This window comes from Paraburkholderia pallida, assembly GCF_004524855.1.
Taxonomy (GTDB): Bacteria; Pseudomonadota; Gammaproteobacteria; order Burkholderiales; family Burkholderiaceae; genus Paraburkholderia; species Paraburkholderia oxyphila.
Window position 1 is genome coordinate 229,697 of the sequence record NZ_CP038149.1, and the last position, 19,314, is coordinate 249,010.

Sequence of the window (19,314 nt, forward strand, 5' to 3'; positions counted from 1 at the left end):
AGGTGAAAAAAATTGACCTGTTGCGTTTAATTTCCGAAATTGTTGTTCCGAAAATCGTCATGTAAATTCGTCGCACATTGACGCCAGCGACGCATAGAAACGGCGACGTTTTGATAAAAGAGGTTGCAGTGGACAGGCAAACACAGAACCAGTTGTGCGCCCGGAATATCACCAAGCGCTATGGCGCATTTCTCGCGCTCGACGATATTTCTCTCGACATTCAAAAGGGCGAGTTCCTGACTTTGCTCGGCCCGTCCGGCTCCGGCAAGACCACCTTGCTGATGACGCTGGCGGGCTTCGTCGAGCCGAGCGCCGGCCAGTTGCTGGAGTACGGCGTCGACATCACGCGCCGCGCGCCCGAGCAGCGCAACTTCGGCATGGTGTTCCAGGGCTATGCGCTTTTTCCGCACATGACGGTGTTCGACAACGTGGCGTTCGGCCTGCGCATCCGCAAGGTCGATGCGGCCGCACGCAAGGCGCGCGTGATGCAAATGCTGGAGACGGTCGGGCTCGCGGCGCATGCGCACAAGCGGCCGCATCAGCTCTCGGGCGGGCAGCAGCAGCGCGTGGCGATTGCGCGTGCGCTCGTGTTCGAGCCGGACGTGCTGCTGCTCGACGAGCCGCTTTCGGCGCTCGACCGCAACATGCGCGAGCAACTGCAGGCCGAGCTCAAGCGCATTCACAAGCAGGTCGGCACCACCTTCGTGTTCGTGACGCACGATCAGGAGGAGGCGCTCGCGCTGTCCACGCGCATCGCCATCTTCAACAAGGGCCGGCTCGCGCAAGTGGACGCGCCCGAGCACATCTATGCGCGTCCGGCGAGCCGCTTCGTGGGCGAATTCCTCGGCAAGATGAATATTTTCGCGCTCGACTCGCATGGCCACGACGGCGATCTGGTCGCCGGCCGTCACGGCGCGCTCACGCTGCGCGCGAAAACCGCAGCCGCGCCGGCGGCCGGCGCGAAGGTGCTGGCCGTGCGCCCCGAGCACATGACGCTGCATGTCGAGGCGCCGCCGCCGTGCCACCGCAATCTCGTGCCAGGCACGCTCGTCGAGCGCACCTATTGTGGCTCGCGCATGGCGCTGGTCGTGCGTGCCGCGAACGGCGGCGCGTCCAGCGCGACCACCGTGATCGACGTGCCCGTGGAGCATCCCGTGCGCAGCCTCGGCGATACCGCGCCCGTGTGGCTGAGCTGGTGTCCGACGAACAGCATCCTGCTCGATGCCTGAAGCAATCGAGCAGGCCCAACCTCACCCAAACGCCTTCTATCCGACTACGGAGTGTTGAATGGATCACCGTCATCAACGCGACAGCATCGAAATCCTCCTCGAACAAGCCCAGGCGGGCAAAGTCAGCCGGCGCAGCTTCGTCAAGGCGATGGCCATGCTGGCCGCGCTGCCCGCCGCGATGCGCGCCGGAGTGACTTTCGCTCAGGGCAAGCAACTCGTGGTCGTCAACTGGGGCGGCGATGCGATCGATGCGTACCGGAAGGCGTGGACCGACGAGTTCGGGCGCAAGACCGGCATTCCCGTCAAGATCGACGGCAGCGGCCCCACCGACGGCGCGATCCGCACTCAGGCGGCGAGCGGCCATCCGAGCTGGGACGTGGTCGACGCGGAGCCGTTCACCTCGCTCACGCTCGGCCGCGCGGGCATCTGCCAGCCGCTCGACTACGGCATCATCGACAAGAACAAGGTGGCGCCGGGCTTCGCGCAGGAATATGGCGTGGCCAGCTACCTGTATAGCTACGTCATCGCGTGGGACAGCCAGCGCTTCGGCTCGAAGGGGCCGCGCACGTGGGCCGACTTCTGGAACGTGCAGGCCTTTCCCGGCAAGCGCACGCTCTACAAGTGGATGAACGGCATGCTGGAGGCCGCGCTGCTGGCCGATGGCGTCGCGCCTTCCGCGCTTTATCCGCTCGATGTCCCGCGCGCGCTGCGCAAGCTCGACGAGCTCAAGCCCCATGTGATCGGCTACTGGGGGGCGGGCGCGGAAAGCCAGCAGTTCATGGTGAACGGCGACGCGTCCGTGGGCGCGATCTGGAACACGCGCGCCATGCTGCTCGAAGAGGACACCGATGGCCGTATCAAATGGGGCTACGACAATGCGTTCGTGACGCCGAGCACCTGGGCGGTGCTGAAAAACAATCCGGGCGGGGCGCCGGCCGCGATGCAGTTCATCGCCTATGCGCAGGATCCGAAGACACAGGTGGAGCTCTTCAAGCTGACCAACAACAGCCCCGCCAATCCCGCTGCGCAGGCGCTGATTCCGACGAACCTGCGCGCGCGCAACTGCGCGACGCCGGAGAACCTGGCCAGACAGATTCGCCTGAATATCGAGTGGTACGCCGACCATTACGCTGCGGCGCTCGAGCAATATCTCAAACATATCGCGCGCTGAGCGTCCGACGAGCATGAGTCTGACCTGTTCTTCCAGTGTAAAGCGCGCGCTCCTGATCGTGCCGCTGCCGGTGTTCCTGCTGCTGCTCTACGGGCTGCCGCTGGCGGGGGTGATCGGATGGAGCGTCACGTTGCCGGTTCCCGGGCTCGATCAGTACCGCCAGGTCGTCAGCGATGCATCGATCCGCGAGGTCATGGTGCGCACGCTCCGGCTGTGCATGACGACCACCGTTGTCGCAGTCGCCATTGCCTACCTGCTGTCGTACTGCTGGGTCTTCGCCTCGCGGCCGTGGCAGCGCGTGGTGGAGATCGCGGTGTTCGTGCCGATGTGGATCTCCGTGCTGGTGCGCGCGTTCGGCTGGCTCATCGCGCTCGGCAGTGACGGCGTCGTGAACGGCCTCCTGATGCACCTGGGCCTGATAAGCGAGCCGCTGCAGATGACGCGCAACGAGTTCGGCGTCGTGATCGGCATGGTGCATTTGATGGTGCCGTTCGCGGTCTTCCCGCTGGCCTCCAGCATGCGCCAGGTGGACCGGCGCACGCTGCTCGCCGCGCGCGGCATGGGCGCGAATGGCCTGCGCACGTTCTGGGCCGTGCTCGTGCCGCAGACCTTGCCGGGCATCCTGGGCGCGTTTCTGATCGTGTTTGTCTTCTGCCTGGGCTTCTTCATCACGCCCGCGATTCTTGGAGGCGGCCAGACCACGATGATTGCGGAGTATGTGTACCTGCAGATGTTCCAGACCAACAACTGGGGATTGGGCGCGGCGCTAAGCGTGTCGTTGCTGGCGTTCATCGGCGTGCTGGCCGCGCTGATGATGCGTGCGACGCGTTCCAACAGGCTGGTGAATTGATATGGATAACCAACAGACTGGTTCAATCAGCCGCGTGCTGAGCGTGGCAACCATCGGCTTCCTGATGTTTCCGCTGCTGGCCGTGATTCCGGTGTCGTTCACGTCGAAGCGTTATCTTTCGATGCCCGACGGCCACTGGTCGCTGCGCCACTACAAGGCGCTGTTCGAAAGCAGCGACTGGATGTCGAGCATCGGCCAGAGCGCGCTGGTGGCCGTCGTGGCAAGCGTGATCGCGCTCGTGCTGGCCGTCGCCTTCAGCGTGGGCGTGTGGTATCTGCGCTCGCGCATCGTGAGCGCGGTCGTGGCGCTCGTGCTCGTGCCGATGGTGGTGCCGCCGATCATCTCGGCCATGGTGCTGTACTTCATGGAGACGAAGGTCGGCTCCTGGCTGCCCTCGCTCGGGTACGACACCTTGCCCGGCGTGATCGTCGCGCATGTGATCATGATCGTGCCGTACTGCGTCGTGACCATGATGGTGGCGCTCTCGCAGCTGGACCGGCGCATCGAGCTGGCCGCCCGCAATCTGGGCGCGAATCTCGTGCAGACCACGTTTCTCGTCGTGTTGCCTAACCTGAAGATGGCCATGGCGTCCACGTTCCTGCTCGGTCTCGCGCTGTCGTGGGAAGAGATCTCGGTCACGCTGTTCGTGACCAGCGTGAATGTGAACACGGTGCCGCGCCATATCTGGACGGAGCTGCGCGACAACATCAGCCCGAGCGTCGCCGCCATCTCCGTGCTGCTGCTGGCGATCACCACCGTCGTGCTCGTCGCGCGCATGGCCTTGCAGCACGCCGGCGAGCGGCGCCGGGCCGAACACTGAGGTAGCAGGGACCGTCGCAAGGCGGTCAAAAGCACTAACTTTAATAAGGAATCCAAATCATGACGTTCAATCTGCGTAATCGCCGTGAAGAAGGCAACACCCCCGCGCTCGACAACTGGGGCGCCAACAGCGACTACGGCGTGCTGCGCGACATCCTGCTCGGCCCGGTCGAAAACTATCGCTGGCTGGAAACGAGCTCGCTGTCCAAGAAGAGCCTGCGCGACGGCCTGCGCTTCGACGCGGACGTTGCCCGGCGCCAGCACGCGGAAATGGTGGACGCCTACCACAGCGCCGGCGTCAAGGTGCACTTTCACGCGGCGGATCCCGCGCTCCCGTATCAGGTCTTCGCGCGCGACTCGTCGGTCATGACGCCGTTCGGCGCGGTCATCACGAACATGGCGCAATGGTGGCGCCGCGGCGAGAACTTCCGCGCCATCGAAACGTATCAGCGCCTTGGCATCCCCATTTACGACTACGTCACGGCGGGCACCTTCGAGGGTGGCGACTTCGACATTATCGAGCCCGGTTGCGTGCTGATTGGCTGGGAAGGCGTGGAAGGGCGCTCGCAAGAGGAAGGCGCGCGCCAGCTCAAGGGCTGGTTCGAGAAGGAGGGCTGGGAAGTGCGCCTGTCCAGCATCGATCCGTACTATGTGCACATCGACCTCATGGTCGTCATGCTCGCGCCTAAGCTTGCGGCCGTTTGTATCGAAACGACCGAGCCGGACGTCGTGAGCTGGTTGCGCGGCAAGGGCATCGAGATCATCGAAGTGCCGTTCAAGGACACGATGAAGCTCGGTTGCAACGTGGTGGCGCTCGGCAATGACCGCGTGCTCCTGCCCAACAGCAGTCATTTCCTCAAGGACCGCCTGAAGGCGCTGGGCTTCACGGTCTACGACCCGGAAATCGACATGATCGCCAATGGTGGCGGTGGGGTGCACTGCATGTGCCAGCCACTGCGTCGCGATCCGGTCTGAGCGCCGCACGCCGCATCAATTCATTGCAACACACCTGGAGTCTGTCTTGATCACTTGCGCTGAAGCGCTCGTTCGCCTGCTGGAAGGCTATGGCGTCGACACCCTGTTCGGCATCCCCGGCGTGCATACGGTGCCCCTGTACCGGGCGCTGGCCGGCAGCCGGCTCAAGCACGTCACGCCGCGCCACGAGCAAGGCGCCGGCTTCATGGCCGACGGCTATGCGCGCGTCGCGCGGCGGCCGGGCGTATGTTTCATCATCACCGGTCCGGGGATGACGAATATCGCCACCGCGATGGGGCAAGCCTATGCAGACTCCATTCCGATGCTGGTCATCTCCAGCGTCAATCGTCGCGAGCACCTGCGCCTCGGCCACGGCCGGCTGCACGAACTGCCCGACCAGCGCGCCCTGGTGGCCGGCGTTAGCGCGTTCAGTCATACGCTGAACCGGCCCGACGAGTTGCCGGAGGTGCTGGCCCGGGCCTTCGCGGTGTTCGGCTGTGCGCGGCCACGCCCGGTGCACATCGAGATTCCGCTCGATGTGCTCGACGCCGACGCGTCACATGTCGATTTGACGCCGCGCGCCATTCCGGCCGCGCCGAGCGCGCCGCTGGCCGTGCTCGACGCGTTGCGCGCGCGGCTAGCTGCCTCGCGCCGGCGCGTGCTGCTGGCGGGCGGCGGGGCGGTGGGCGCGGGGCCGCTCGTGCAGGCGCTGGCCGAACGCCTCGGCGCGCCGGTGGCGTTGACGGTCAACGCGCGCGGCCTGTTGCCGCCCGATCATCCGTTGCTGCTTGACGGCGTGCAGTCGTTCGACGAGGGGCGGCAGCTCTTCGACGAGGCCGATCTGGTCGTCGCCATCGGCACGGAGCTGGGCGAGACCGACTACGACTTCTTCGGCAAAGGGCCGCACAAGCTGCGCGCGCCGCTCGTGCGCATCGACATCGATCCGTTCCAGGCGCTAGGGGCGCATCCCGCCGCGCTCCCGGTCGTCGGCGACGCCCGCGCGGTGCTGCACGACTTGCTCGCGACATCGTTCGATGTGCAAACCGATCTGGAATGGGCGCACCGGCGCGTGGCGCAGGTGAATGCCGCCGTGCGGGCCCACGCGCGGGAGCAGGACCGGCGCTTCGACGCGCTGCTCACGGTCATTCGCGATGCGGCTCCCGATACCATTGTCGCCGGCGATTCGACGCAGCCGGTCTATCGCGGCGCCATTGCCTACCGGGCCACGGCTAGCGCATCGTGGTTCAACTCGTCGACGGGCTACGGCACGCTCGGCTACGGCTTGCCGGCGGCGATCGGCGCCAAGCTCGCGCAGCCCGCGAGGCCCGTCGTCGCGCTGGTCGGCGACGGCGGCGTGCAGTTCAGCGTGGGCGAGCTGGCCTGCGCGCGCGAGGCGCGCGCGGGCATCGCGGTCGTCGTCTGGAACAGCCGGGGCTATCAGGAGATTCGCGACGCGATGTGCCGCGCGGACGTGCCGCCGCTCGGCGTCGATGTCGAGCCGCCGGACTTCAGGGCGCTTGCTGCCGCTTACGACATTGCGTATTGCGCGCCGGCGAATCTGGCGGAGCTGCGCGCATTGCTGGCCGAACAGCACGGCAAGACGACGCCGGGCCTGCTCGAAATCGATGCCTCGCGTTTCAGTTGGGAGGCGCAATGATGGCGCGCGACGACGCCACGCTGATCGAGGCGCTGACGCACATTGCCGGCAGGGAGGGCGTGCGCGTGGGCGAGCAGGTGAAGCTGCTCGATCATGGCTATCACACGGAGAATCTCGCGGCACGCATCATGGTTTCGCCCGCCGACACGCAGCAACTCGCCGCCGTGGTCCAATGCTGCGCGGCACAGGGGCGCTCGCTCGTGCCGCAAGGCGGGCTCACCGGGCTCGTGGGGGCGAGCGCATCGCGCCCCGAGGATGTGATCGTTTCGCTGCGCCGCATGAACCGGATCGTGGCGCTCGATCGCGAGAGCATGACGATCACGGTGCAGGCAGGGGTGACGCTCGCGCAGATCAACGAGGCGGCGCGCGAGGCGGGGCTCGAATTCGGCGTCGATCTGGCTTCGCGCGACGGCGCGACGGTGGGCGGGCTGATCTCGCACAACGCCGGCGGCCTGCGCGCGTTCCGCCACGGCATGACGCGCCAGCAAGTGCTGGGTCTCGAAGCCGTGCTCGCAGACGGCACCGTGTTTCGCGACCTGAACGCGCTGACCAAGAACAACACGGGTTACGACCTGAAGCAGCTTTTCATCGGCGCGGAGGGGACGCTCGGCATCGTGAGCTGCGCGGTGCTGCGGCTCGTGCCGCAGCAGCGGGCCGCAGCGACGGCCTTGCTGGGCCTCGCCGACCTGCGTGCCGGACTCGAAATCGTGCGGCGCCTGCGGCACGCGCACTACGACCGCCTGCTCGCGGTGGAAGTGCTCTGGGCGGACTATGCGGCGTGCGTGCGCGACGCCCACCCGGAGCTGGCGAACCTCGTGTTCGAAGATTGCCCGTTGAGTCTCGTGGTGGAAGTCGCGCACGACGACGCCATCGACATGGCGCAGCAACTCGAAACGTTGCTGGAGTCCGCGTTGGAAGACGGCCTCCTCGAAGACTGCATCGTCGCGAGCAGCGGCACGCAGCGCGAGCGCATCTGGTTGCTGCGCGAGGATTCGGATGCGGTCGCGCATCAGGGCGCCCATCAGCTTTCGTTCGACGTGGCGCTGCCGGTTCCCGCGCTGGACGGCTACGTGCGCGACTTGCAGGCGGCATTCCGGTCGTTCGACGCGTCGATCAAGCTCTTCGTCTTCGGTCATCTGATGGACGGCAACTTGCACATCATGCTGGCAGCGGATACGCCGCTGCACGACCGCTATGCCGATATCGAAGCGCTGATCTACGAGCCGCTCGCGGCAGTGGGCGGCGCCCTCTCCGCAGAGCATGGCATTGGGGTCGAGAAGAAGGCCGCGCTCGCTCGCTACGGCGACCCGCAGCGCCTCGCGTTGATGGGCGCCGTGCGCTCGCTGCTCGACGCGAAGCGAACGCTCAACCCGGGCAAGGTGGTTGACTGAGTAGTCGAAGAAGTCAATAAAAATGGGCATCCATGATGTTATCGCTGACTGGCATGCCCGCCCAGCTAATTTCGGAGACCTGAATGACAACGAAAATGTTCTACGTGGCGCTTGGCACGCTTGGTACGCTGGTCGGTTCGCTCTCGGGGGGAACGGCCGCGTTCGCCCAGAACTCGGTGACGCTGTACGGGAAGATCGACACCGGCATCACTTACGTGTCGAACGAAGGCGGCTCGGCGAATTACCGCGCCGACGACAGCAAGATGTACGGCAACCGCTGGGGCCTGCTGGGCAGCGAGGACCTGGGCGGCGGCCTGAAGGCCGTGTTCAGGCTGGAGAACGGGTTTGCGCTCAACACGGGCCAGCTCAAGCAGGGTGGCGCGGAGTTTGGCCGCCAGGCCTACGTCGGGCTGTCGAGCGATTTCGGCACGCTGCTGTTCGGCAACCAGTATGACTTCACGAACGATTTCATCCTGCAGTACAACGTGAGCGCATACGCCACGGGCTACTCGATCCACCAGGGCGACTTCGACCGTGTAGGCGGCGACCGGCTGCAGAACGCCGTCAAGTACACGAGCCCCGACCTCAAGGGCCTGAGTTTTGGCGGCATGTACTCGTTCAGCAATCGCGCGGGCGACTTCCACAACGGCAGTTCATGGAGCGCCGGCGTCAACTACGCGCACGGCCCGTTCGCGGCGTCGGTGGCCTACACGCGCCTGAACCAGCCGAGCGGGCTGGCGGCGCTCGATCCCTATGGCGCAATCGGCGTGACGACCTTCCTCGGCCAGACCGTCGCCACGCGTGATCCCGTCACGGGCGCGGTGACCGACCTGTACGCCAGCACGCCGTTCAACGTGGACAGCCAGGGCACGCTCGGCGTGGGCGCGAGCTACACGCTCGGCAAGCTGATGCTGATGGGCAACTTCACCGACACCACGTTCAAGGGGTACGGCCAGAGCTCGTCGATGAAGGTGTACGAGGCGGGTGGCGTCTACAACTTCACGGAAGCGCTATTCGGCGTGCTGGGATACCAGTACACCACCTTCGAGGGACACCACTGGAACTCGATATCGGCGGGCGCGACCTATGCGCTGTCCAAGCGGACCTCCGTCTATGCGGGCGCGGACTTCCTCGTTGCGTCCTCGGGCGTGGATGCCAATATCGGCTATAACTTCACGCCCTCGAGCAGCCAGCACCAGAGCATGGCGCGCATCGGCATGTTCCATTCTTTCTGAGGTCAACGATGAGTAGTGCGATTGAAAGGGACTGGCGCGCGCTCGCGCAATCCCTGCGCATCGACGGGCGTGCGTTCATTGACGGCAAACGCGTGGACGCGCACGACGGCGCGGTTTTCGCCGACGTTTCGCCAGCGGACTCGCGCGTGCTGGCCCACGTGAGCGCCTGCTCGGAGCGCGACGTTCAACTGGCGATCGCCGTGGCCCGCCGCTGCTTCGACTCGGGTGTGTGGGCGGACGCGAGCGGGCGGGAGCGCAAAGCCGTTTTGCAACGCTGGGCGCAACTCGTGAGGGAGAGCGCCGACGAACTGGCGCTGCTGGAAACCCTCGACGTCGGCAAGCCCATTGCCGACACGACGGCGATCGACGTGCCCGGCACGATCTATTGCCTCGAATGGTTTGCCGAGCTGGCGGACAAGCGTGTCGACGAGCTCGTCCAGATCGACAAGACCCAACTGGGCTACGTCACCCGCGAGCCGGTGGGTGTCGTCGCCGCCATCGTGCCGTGGAATTTTCCGCTCCAGATGGCCATGTGGAAAATCGCCCCGGCGCTGGCAGCCGGCAACAGCGTAGTGCTCAAGCCTTCGGAGAAGTCGCCGCTCACGGCATTGCGCATTGCCGATCTCGCGAGAGCCGCCGGCTTGCCGGACGGCGTGCTCAATGTGCTGCCCGGCGACGGCGCGGTCGGCCAAATGCTGGCGCTCCATGAGGACGTCGACTGCGTGGCGTTCACGGGGTCGACCGCCGTGGGCAAGCGCGTGATGGAATGCGCCGCGCGCTCCAATCTGAAGCGCGTCTGGCTCGAGCTCGGCGGCAAGTCGCCGTTCATCGTCATGCCCGATTGTCCCGATATCGGCCACGCGGCGCGCAGCGCGGCAGCCGCCATCTTCTACAACGCGGGCCAGATATGTACCGCGGCATCGAGATTGTTGATCCACACGGACATTTACGACGTGTTCATGCAGGCGATGGTGGACGAGGCGAGGCGCTTCGTGCCGGGTGACCCGCTCGATATTGGCACCACGATGGGCGCGATCGTCGACGAGCAGCATTTGCGCCGGGTGCTCGGCTATATCGACGTGGGGCGCACAGAGGCCCGCTTGCGTTGCGGAGGGCGACGCGTCAGGGAGTCGAGCGGCGGCTTGTTCATCGAGCCGACGATTTTCGAGCGTCCGGCCGCAACGGCCCGCATAGCGCGGGAAGAGATTTTCGGCCCGGTTTTGACGGTCTTTCCGTTCGATCACTTCGACGAGGCGATTGCGCTTGCCAACAGCAGCGACTATGGCCTGGGCGCATCGGTCTGGACCAGCAACCTGCGCCTCGCGCACGAAGCGTCGCGACGGTTGCGCGCGGGCATGGTCTGGGTGAACGGTCACGACGACAGCGGGGACATGAACATGCCCTTCGGAGGCATTGCGCAGTCGGGAAACGGGCGAGACAATTCCGTCCACGCTCTTGAAAAATACACCGAGCTCAAGTCGACCCTCCTGCGTCTCGGTTGATCCCATTCCCAGAAACTCAAGTCCCTGAAGCCACTATGCCTACGCTCGCGTCCGCCTCCTGCATCGACGATCTCCGCGAAATTGCACGCCGTAATCTGCCGCGCGTCGTGTTCGATTTCGTCGATGGCGGCGCGGGAGACGAGTTCGTCCTGAGGGAGAACAGGGCGAGCCTGCGCGACGTTGCGCTGGTCCCCCATGCGTTGCGCGACGTTTCGAAAGTGGATACTTCGGTAGACCTGTTTGGCAAGCGCTATGCGTTGCCTTTCGGCGTGGCGCCTACCGGCATGAGCGGGCTCGTGTGGCCGGAGGCGGAACGGCTCGTTGCGGAGACAGCGCGCGAGATGGGCTTGCCGTTCATACTGAGCACCGTGGCGAGTTGCCCGATGGAGGAGATTGGCGCGATCTGTGGCGATCTCGGCTGGTTTCAGCTTTATGCGTCGCGCAACCGCGCCACCGACCTCGACCTCATTGCCCGCGCGAAAGCGAGTGGCTTCGGCGCGCTGGTCATCACGATCGATCTCGCGTTTGCCGGTATCCGGCGCCGCGACATTCGCAACGGCCTGGCGCTGCCGCTCAGGCCCAATGCCCGAATGTGCATGGACGTGCTCCGGCATCCGGGCTGGCTGCTTCGCTACTGGAGCGGCGGCGGCATTCGCTTGCCGAATCTCGAGCCGTACTATGGCGGCGGCGTATCGATGATGGCGCAACTGGACGCGCAAACCGATCCGGCGTTCGACTGGGGCTCGCTGGGCGAGATCCGGCGGCTTTGGGATGGGCCGCTTGTGGTGAAGGGCGTGCTGGGTGCGCAGGACGCCAAACGCGCGAAGGAATTGGGCGTGGACGGCATCATCGTTTCCAATCATGGTGGGAGGCAGCTGGATTGCTGCGCGGCTTCGGTCGATGCGTTGCCGGAGATTGTCGATGCCGTTGGAGATGCGCTCACGGTCATGATGGACGGTGGCATTCGCAGTGGGGAGGATGTGAGCCGGGCGCTCGCGGTGGGGGCGAGGGCCGTGTTTGCTGGCAGGCCTGGGCTGTATGGCGCCGCGGCGGGCGGAAAGGGCGGGATTGGTTGTGCTTTCAAGCTTCTGGCTACGGAGCTTGCCACGACGATGGCGTTGCTCGGTTGCCGTGATCTCACTGAACTGGCGTCAGTGGAGGTGCGGCGTAATCGCAATTTGCCAGTGTTGGCAAGGATGTGATTTCGTTTGCTGTACGGGGCGCCCGTACGGTGCGCTTATTTTCGTATTTGATCCTGTCGGCGCGTTGGCCTTAACTTGTATTCGCGGCGGGCCGCAGGCGTTGCCCCTGTGCGGGGCGGCACCTACTTTTCTTTGCAGCGGCAAAGAAAAGTAGGCAAAAGAAAGCCGCTCAAACCGCTAGTGTGACGCAGTTCACCACTGCCCTGTATATCGGAGTGGCTCCGGGGCGTCTGTCGCCACGCGACGTATAGCGGAGTGACTAAGGGCTCATCCATCCGGCGGCGCTTCGCGCGCCGCGGGGCATAACAAAAACCGTTGGGATATACACGTATTCGTGGAACTCCCGAGTATTTATTGGGAGCACTCTCGTGTATCAGTAGGACTCCAGCATATTCGCTCGCACGGAACCATTCCTTCGCAATCTCCGATTTGCCCGGCAGAACTTCGCGTATTCGCCACGCAGCCCGCCCGGTTTTCCATGCAGACCCTTCCGCCCGCGCTTAGCGCGTGGCGGGAAGAATGAGTCCCTTGTCACTAACATGGAATGTGCGAGGAGACGGATGCCCCGGAGCCGCTCCGATGGACAGGGCAGTGGTGGACTGCGTCACACTGGCGGTGTGAGCCGCTTTCTTTTGCCTACTTTTCTTTGCGGCTGCAAAGAAAAGTAGGTGCCGCCCCGCACAGGGGCAACGCCTGCGGCCCGCCGCGAAACCAAGTTAAGGCCAACGGCCTAATAACCCGCGCGCAAAGCGCCCCAATCACAATTTGGGATGGCACTCAAACCTGACAACAGAGTCCTGCTGCTCGAACGCCTGAAAACCCTGCATTTGTTCCGCAGCGAAACTCGTCTGCATCCCAAGGCTCTCACAGTGCTCATTAGCTTTGGCCATCGCGGTCCTGCGAGCGCGCGCCCACGCAAGCTGCCCGCCAGTGGCGCTAGCCGACACCATAAGCGTGCCATGCTGATCCACCGAGGTGACATCGGTGGCCGAAGCACAACCCACCAACATCGCGCAAAGCGCCACAACCGAACCGATCGCCCGAAGCGGCGATACCACCGCCGCCCCTCGTGCATTAGCCGCGATCATGAATAGTACCGCTTCACGTCACGCCGTCCCAACGCCGAACGGGATTCCATCGCGGTACGCCATTGCGCATGCTGCACGATCTTCTGGCTGGTAATCCGGCCCGCCGCACGCTGGATTTTCTTCGCGGCGCCAAGCAGCCGCTCCTCGCGCCGGCTGTGCGCCCAAGCGCGCGCCGCAAACCATCCAACGATCGTCCAGCCCAGCAACACATTGACCAACGTGATCGCCAAAGCATCGTGATGCCCGCGCGCGTCAGCTTCGATTGACGGAATCAAATACAGGCTCATCGCGGCAATGACCGCGGCCCCTTCGAGAATTTCCTTCATGGCACCCTCTCATGTAAGCAGTCCGGCACCGCCGCAAAGCAACGATCGCCGTAACACAGTGGAGGGAATTTTAGGCGCTATCTATTGAAGAACAATGCTAATAGAACGAATTCTGCGTTGCGCCCACGTAAACAATCGACGCGTCACCCCGGGATGATCGACAACGCGCCGGAGCCCCGTCTGGCGGGATTTTCAAGGAATCGCGGCGGATTCCGCAGACCATTTCGTCGTGGTTGCTGAAAAAGAGGCTCGCTTGCGGGGTGAAACTGCCGGAACCGCGCAGGTATGGGTTTCCCAGCCCGAAGATTGCCGCATTGCCGTCGCCGCGGTCTCGGGAACACGACGGGAAACCCGTTACCATGTGCCCACCACGTCACGAGGTGCGCGCCATGAACAGCCCATCTGGTTTTCCCATTCTTCACAAGGATGGCGATTCGTACTTCGACTACCTCATTGCGGGAACCCTGTTCGAGGTTCGGGTGGCAGGTGAGTGTCTGGTCGATGTCTTTGGCTCCGAAGGCGACCCGGCTAGCGATGAGGCCGCGCTTCTGGACAACCTTCAGGAGATTGTCGACGTGGCAACCCGGAAGGTTCAGGCTGGCGCCAAGTCGCCCGTTCAGGTGCTGGGCTCCGACTTCTGATCGCCGCGTTCTACGTCGCTCACGCACCGAGCAATCCCCGCGCCAGTTCAACCTTGGCGTCAATTATTAGTTGTCCAGAGATCTTGGCGCTTCGCGAGAAGCTTTAATCCTCTGCCTTGATTGATCCTCTCAATCCGCAGACGGCCGCCGCACATACGTCGGCGGCAGCGCCACATCGTCGAGCGCCTCACAAAAGCTCTCGCGCAGTGCACGCGCGGCGGGGTTGAGCGAGCGTCCGGTCAGCTCGACGAAGCCCACCGCGCGCTCGATGCGCGGCGCGTCGAGCGGAATGAAGCGCAGCGTCTCGCGATGCCGCTGCTGCGCGAGCCAGGGCAGCACCGTAAGCCCCACACCGCCTTCGACGGCCGAAAGCAGCGTGGTCGTATTGGCGATGAAGATATCGTCCTGTCCGTCCGCGGCACGCCGCACCGGTTCGGGCAACGCACGCAGCGTGCCATTGCCGATCAGCCGGTAGCCTGACAAATCCTTCCATTCCACGCGGCGCTGCCTGAACAGCGCATGGCCCGCGTTCACGACCAAGCACATCACGTCGGCGAGCAGCGGCGTGAAGCTGAGCTCGGAGTCGTCCTTCGGCTCGCCCGCGATGCCGAAGTCGATCGCGCCCGAGCGCACCCGGTCGTGGATATAGGTGGCTGTGCCGTCTTCCACATGCAGATGCACACCAGGATGGCGCGCCGAGAACCGGCTGATCGCGCGCGGCAGTATCTCGTGCGCGATCGACGGCACCGCGGCCACGCGCACGCGGCCGCCGCGCACCTGCGCCACGTCGATTGCCGAGGCAATCGCGCGTTCGTAATGCTCGACGAGCTTGCGTGCCTCGCCATAGAGCATCGCGCCGAACGGAGTGAGCGAGGCGTGGCTGCCTTTCTCGAACAGGGCCGCGCCCAGCGCACCTTCGAGCTCCTTGATCGACAGCGAAAGCGCCGGCTGGCTGCGGAACACGGCCCGCGCGGCGGCCTTGAAGCCGCCGTGCTCGACGACGGCCACGAAATGGCGCAACTGCGCGATCTTCACATCAGGGAGCCGGTCCATAGCGGAATAAGAAGAATAAATATTTCGATCAGAAAAATTGGCTTTGGCTATTTTAGCGTGGTTTCTAGAATCGCTCTCACGTCAATCGCGTTGAGATCGAAGATGAATCCTCAGACCTTTTTGAACTGGATCGACGGCCACTGGCAGGCCGGCGAGACCTTCGTTGATAACCGCAGCCCCTCCGACACCGACGACCTGATCGGCCGCTACACGCAGGCCACCAGCGCCCAGGCGCAGCAGGCCATCGAAGCCGCGCGCCGCGCGCAACCCCAATGGGCCGCTACGGGCCTCGAGCAGCGCCACGACGTGCTGCGTGCGATCGGCGATGAGCTGATCGCGCGCCGCGATGAGCTTGGCCGGCAGCTTGCACGCGAGGAGGGCAAGACGCTCGCCGAGGGCGTGGGCGAGGTCGCGCGCGCGGGCCAGTTCTTCCATTACTTCGCGGCCGAAGTGCTGCGGCAGCTCGGCGGCAACGCCGATTCGGTGCGGCCCGGCATCGAGATCGATTACCGGCGCGAGCCGCTCGGCGTGGTCGGCGTCATCACGCCGTGGAACTTCCCGATGGCAACGGCATGCTGGAAGATCGCGCCGGCGCTCGCCTTCGGCAATGCGGTGCTGTTCAAGCCCGCCAACCTGACCCCGGCCAGCGCATGGGCGCTCACGGAGATCATCAGCCGCCAGGCGCTGCCCCCCGGCACGTTCAACTTGCTGATGGGGCCGGGCGAGGCGATTGGCCATCTGCTCGCGACTTCGCCGGGCGTCGACGGCATCTCGTTCACGGGCTCGCTCGAAACCGGCCGCCGCCTCGCGGCCACCGCTGCGCCGAACCTCATCAAGTTGCAGATGGAGATGGGCAGCAAGAACGCGCTCGTCGTGCTCGACGACGCCGATCTCGATCTCGCGGTCGAATGCGCGTTTCAAGGGGCCTACTCGGGCACCGGGCAGAAGTGCACCGCGTCGTCGCGACTCGTCGTGACGCCGGGTATCCACGCGGCGTTCGTCGAGCGGCTGGCCGAGCGGCTGCGCAACGTGCGGGTCGGCCGCGCGCTCGACGAAGGCGTGCAGATGGGTCCGGTCATCGACGGGCGCCAGCTCGAATCGAATCTGCGCTATGTCGCGCTCGGCCAGCGCGAGGGCGCGCGGCTCGTGTGCGGCGGTGAAGCGCTCGCGCATCCCGAGCGCGCATGGTGCATGTCGCCCGCGCTGTTCGACCAGGGCCGCAACGACATGCAGATCAATCGCGACGAGATCTTCGGCCCGATCGCCTGTGTGATCCTCGTGCGCGACTACGAGGAGGCGCTGGCCGTTGCCAACGACACGGCGTTCGGCCTCACGGCCGGCATCATGACGCAATCGCTGCGCCACGCGACGCATTTCCGCCGCCATGCCCAGGCGGGCTGCGTGATGGTCAATCTGCCCACGGCCGGCACCGACTATCACGTGCCGTTTGGCGGCCGCAAGGCGTCGAGCTACGGTCCGCGCGAACAGGGGCCGCACGCGGCCGAGTTCTACACCACGCTGAAGACCGCCTACACGCGCGCATAAAAGGGGGCGGGCAATGACTGAAAAGACTCTGCATGACACGCTCGTCGTCATCGACGGCACCCAGTACTCGAACTGGGACCGCGGCATCTTCGAGCAGATGCGCGACGGCGGCGTCGCGGCCGTCAATGCGACGATCGTCTACTGGGAGAACGCGCGCGAGACGCTCACGCGCATGGCCGAATGGAACGCGCGTTTCGAGCGCCACGCCGATCTCGTGATGCGGGCGCGGACGATGGACGACGTGCTCGCGGCGAAGCAGGCCGGAAAGGTCGCTATTTTATACGGACTGCAGAATTGTTCGCCGATCGAGGACGACATCGGCCTCATCGAGGTGTTCCGCGATCTCGGCGTGCGCACGATGCAGCTCACGTACAACAATCAGAGCCTGCTCGCCACGGGCTGTTACGAGTCCTCCGATGGCGGCGTTACGCGATTCGGCCGTGCGGCGATCGAGGAGATGAACCGCGTGGGCATGGTGATCGACATGTCCCACAGCGCCGAGCGGTCGACGCTCGAAGCCATCGCGATCTCGTCGAAGCCCATCGTGATCAGCCACGCGAATCCGTCGTTCTTCCACGAGGCGAAGCGCAACAAGTCGGACGCGGTGCTGCGCGCGCTCGGCGAGCGCGGCGGCCTCGTGGGCTTCAGCCTCTATCCGTTTCATCTGAAGAACGGCAGCCGCTGCACGCCCGGCGAGTTCACCGACATGGTCGCGCGCACGGTCGACCTCATCGGCATCGACCACGTGGGCATCGGCAGCGACCTGTGCCAGGGGCAGCCGTACAGCGTGCTCGAATGGATGCGCAACGGCCGCTGGAGCAAGCAGACCGATTACGGCGAAGGCAGCGCCGACAACGCGGCCTGGCCGCAGCCCGTGAGCTGGTTCGGCTCGAACGCCGACTTTCCGAACCTCACGGCGGCGCTCGTGCACGCGGGCTTCGCCCCCAGCGAGGTCGCGCAGATCATGGGCGGCAACTGGATGCGCATCCTGCGTGATGCGGAACAGCGCCGCTGACGCGCGCCGAACACTACTATTCAAGACTGGAGGAGACATGGACATGCAGACCTCGCCGGACCTCGCGGCCGCGCGTGACGAACCGGCCGACCCGGCCGCTCGCAGGGGCCGTATCGACTGGCCCATCTTCATCATCAGCGGCGGATTTTTCGTGCTGTTTCTCGTCGCCGCGCTGGTCAACCTGCCGTGGCTCTCGGCGGCGGTCGACACGGCGTTTGGCTGGGCCACGCGCGGCTTCGGGCTGTACTGGCAGTTGCTGATGCTCGCGACCTTCGTGGTCAGTCTCGGCATCGCGTTCTCGAAGCTCGGCCGCGTGAAGCTGGGCGGCCGCGGCGCGGTGCCGTCGAATTCGACCTTCAACTGGGTCGTGATCATCATGTGCGCGCTGCTGGCCGGTGGCGGCGCGTTCTGGGCCGCCGCCGAGCCGCTCATGCATTTCATGAGCCCGCCGCCGTTCTTCGGCGCCGCGCCGCGCAGCGAGGCGGCGGCTGTCGCGGCGCTCGCGCAATCGTTCCTGCACTGGGGCTTTCTGGCGTGGGCCGTGCTCGGCAGCCTGCTGACCATCGTCTTCATGCACCTGCATTTCGATAAGGGCCTGCCGCTTGCGCCGCGCACGCTGCTGTATCCGCTGTTCGGCGAGCGCGCGCTCCGGGGCCCGATCGCGGCGCTGGCGGACGCGACCTCGATCATCGCCGTCGCGGCGGGCACCATCGGCCCGATTGGCTTCCTCGGCCTGCAGATCGCCTATGTGCTGCAGTCGGTCTGGCACGTGCCCGATACCATCGCGACCCAGGCGCTCGTGATTCTCGCGGTGACCGCCATCTTCACGACGGCCTGCATCGCGGGGCTCGAAGGCTTGCGATTCGTCTGCAAGATCCACGTCTGGCTGATGCTCGGCCTCGCGGCCTACCTCTATGTCTGCGGGCCCACGAGCTTCCTGAGCAGCGTGTTCTTCAAGGCGTTCGCGACGCACCTCGTGGACTTCGTGCAGACGGCGATGTATCGCGGCGACAGCAAATGGCTCAACGCGTGGACGCTGTTCTACTGGGGCTGGTTCATTGGCTACGCGCCCATCATGGCGATCTATGTCGCGAAGGTGTCGCGCGGCCGCACGATTCGCGAGCTCGTGGTGCTGCTCTCGATCGCCGCGCCGCTGATCACGATGCTGTGGTTCACGCTCGTTGGCGGCGCCGGCATCGGCATCGAACTGGCAACGCCTGGCAAGGTGGTCTCGCACGGCACGCTGCCCGAGGCGCTGTTGCTCGGCGTCGCCCAGGCCATGCCGCTGCGTAACCTGATTTCGGCACTGTTCCTGTTCCTCAGCTTCTTCTCGGTGGTGACGAACGGCGGCTCGATGGCCTATACGATCGCGATGGCCATGAGCGGCGATCGCGGCGGCGAGCCCAGCGCGTGGCTCAAGATCTTCTGGGCGGTCGGCATGGGGCTCGTTGGCGCGGTGCTGATCACGATGGGGGCGGGCGGGATCAGCGCGCTGCAATCGTTCATCGTCATTACCGCCGTGCCGGTTTCGATCCTGATCCTGCCTTCGCTGTGGGACGCGGTGCGGATCGCGCGCAGGATGGCCGTCGAGCAGGGAGTGAAATAATGACTGGCA

At 65.1% G+C, this 19,314-nt stretch carries 16 protein-coding genes; 14 read left to right on the forward strand and 2 right to left on the reverse strand.

From position 1 onward, the window contains the following. Positions 1–128: 128 nt before the first annotated feature. The 10 genes from E1956_RS16390 (at position 129) to E1956_RS16435 (ending at position 12,031) form a co-directional block, all read left to right on the forward strand. Complete coding sequence (locus tag E1956_RS16390) at positions 129–1,229, forward strand: ABC transporter ATP-binding protein (RefSeq protein WP_134751028.1); 1,101 nt, start codon at positions 129–131, stop codon at positions 1,227–1,229. Positions 1,230–1,287: 58 nt separating this feature from the next. Next, positions 1,288–2,400 (forward strand): ABC transporter substrate-binding protein, encoded by a 1,113-nt coding sequence (locus tag E1956_RS16395; protein ID WP_134751030.1) that lies wholly within the window; start codon positions 1,288–1,290, stop codon positions 2,398–2,400. Between the two features lie 13 nt (positions 2,401–2,413). Further along, on the forward strand, positions 2,414–3,250 hold the full coding sequence (locus E1956_RS16400) for an ABC transporter permease (RefSeq protein ID WP_134751032.1): 837 nt from the start codon (positions 2,414–2,416) through the stop codon (positions 3,248–3,250). 1 nt (position 3,251) lies between these two features. After that, positions 3,252–4,070: an ABC transporter permease gene (locus E1956_RS16405; protein ID WP_134751034.1), complete on the forward strand. Its 819-nt coding sequence runs from the start codon at positions 3,252–3,254 to the stop codon at positions 4,068–4,070. 59 nt (positions 4,071–4,129) lie between these two features. Then, on the forward strand, positions 4,130–5,044 hold the full coding sequence (locus E1956_RS16410; RefSeq protein WP_134751036.1) for a dimethylarginine dimethylaminohydrolase family protein: 915 nt from the start codon (positions 4,130–4,132) through the stop codon (positions 5,042–5,044). A 46-nt stretch (positions 5,045–5,090) separates the two neighbouring features. Continuing rightward, positions 5,091–6,701, forward strand: coding sequence for a 5-guanidino-2-oxopentanoate decarboxylase (locus E1956_RS16415; RefSeq protein WP_134751038.1), 1,611 nt, complete (start codon positions 5,091–5,093; stop codon positions 6,699–6,701). Then, positions 6,698–8,092 carry an FAD-binding oxidoreductase gene (locus E1956_RS16420; protein ID WP_197732882.1) on the forward strand — a complete coding sequence of 465 codons (1,395 nt, stop codon included), beginning with the start codon at positions 6,698–6,700 and terminating at the stop codon, positions 8,090–8,092. The genes E1956_RS16415 and E1956_RS16420 overlap by 4 nt, the downstream gene beginning before the upstream one ends. A gap of 95 nt (positions 8,093–8,187) precedes the next feature. After that, a complete protein-coding gene (locus tag E1956_RS16425) occupies positions 8,188–9,327 on the forward strand; it encodes a porin (RefSeq protein ID WP_134754484.1) in 1,140 nt (379 codons plus the stop codon). An 8-nt stretch (positions 9,328–9,335) separates the two neighbouring features. Further along, positions 9,336–10,829 (forward strand): aldehyde dehydrogenase, encoded by a 1,494-nt coding sequence (locus E1956_RS16430; RefSeq protein WP_134751040.1) that lies wholly within the window; start codon positions 9,336–9,338, stop codon positions 10,827–10,829. Positions 10,830–10,864: 35 nt separating this feature from the next. Continuing rightward, positions 10,865–12,031, forward strand: a complete 1,167-nt coding sequence (locus E1956_RS16435) for an alpha-hydroxy acid oxidase (RefSeq protein ID WP_134751041.1) — start codon at positions 10,865–10,867, stop codon at positions 12,029–12,031. Positions 12,032–13,115: 1,084 nt separating this feature from the next. Here E1956_RS16435 and E1956_RS16440 read toward each other — a convergent pair. Next, positions 13,116–13,445 (reverse strand): superinfection immunity protein, encoded by a 330-nt coding sequence (locus E1956_RS16440; protein ID WP_134751043.1) that lies wholly within the window; start codon positions 13,443–13,445, stop codon positions 13,116–13,118. A gap of 389 nt (positions 13,446–13,834) precedes the next feature. On the opposite strand from E1956_RS16440, the gene E1956_RS16445 reads away from it, so the two are divergent. Next, positions 13,835–14,086 carry a hypothetical protein gene (locus E1956_RS16445; protein ID WP_134751045.1) on the forward strand — a complete coding sequence of 84 codons (252 nt, stop codon included), beginning with the start codon at positions 13,835–13,837 and terminating at the stop codon, positions 14,084–14,086. A 129-nt stretch (positions 14,087–14,215) separates the two neighbouring features. Here the strand turns inward: E1956_RS16445 and E1956_RS16450 are convergent, their stop codons facing one another. Next, on the reverse strand, positions 14,216–15,139 hold the full coding sequence (locus E1956_RS16450) for a LysR family transcriptional regulator (RefSeq protein WP_134751047.1): 924 nt from the start codon (positions 15,137–15,139) through the stop codon (positions 14,216–14,218). A gap of 102 nt (positions 15,140–15,241) precedes the next feature. Here E1956_RS16450 and E1956_RS16455 point away from each other — a divergent pair, with 102 nt between their 5' ends. From E1956_RS16455 to E1956_RS16465, 3 genes are read left to right on the forward strand one after another with little or no spacing between them, the layout of a single operon-like run. Then, positions 15,242–16,684 carry an aldehyde dehydrogenase family protein gene (locus tag E1956_RS16455; RefSeq protein ID WP_134751049.1) on the forward strand — a complete coding sequence of 481 codons (1,443 nt, stop codon included), beginning with the start codon at positions 15,242–15,244 and terminating at the stop codon, positions 16,682–16,684. Between the two features lie 13 nt (positions 16,685–16,697). Next, positions 16,698–17,699, forward strand: a complete 1,002-nt coding sequence (locus E1956_RS16460) for a dipeptidase (RefSeq protein ID WP_232071655.1) — start codon at positions 16,698–16,700, stop codon at positions 17,697–17,699. A gap of 43 nt (positions 17,700–17,742) precedes the next feature. After that, positions 17,743–19,305 carry a BCCT family transporter gene (locus tag E1956_RS16465; protein ID WP_134751051.1) on the forward strand — a complete coding sequence of 521 codons (1,563 nt, stop codon included), beginning with the start codon at positions 17,743–17,745 and terminating at the stop codon, positions 19,303–19,305. Positions 19,306–19,314 lie beyond the last annotated feature (9 nt).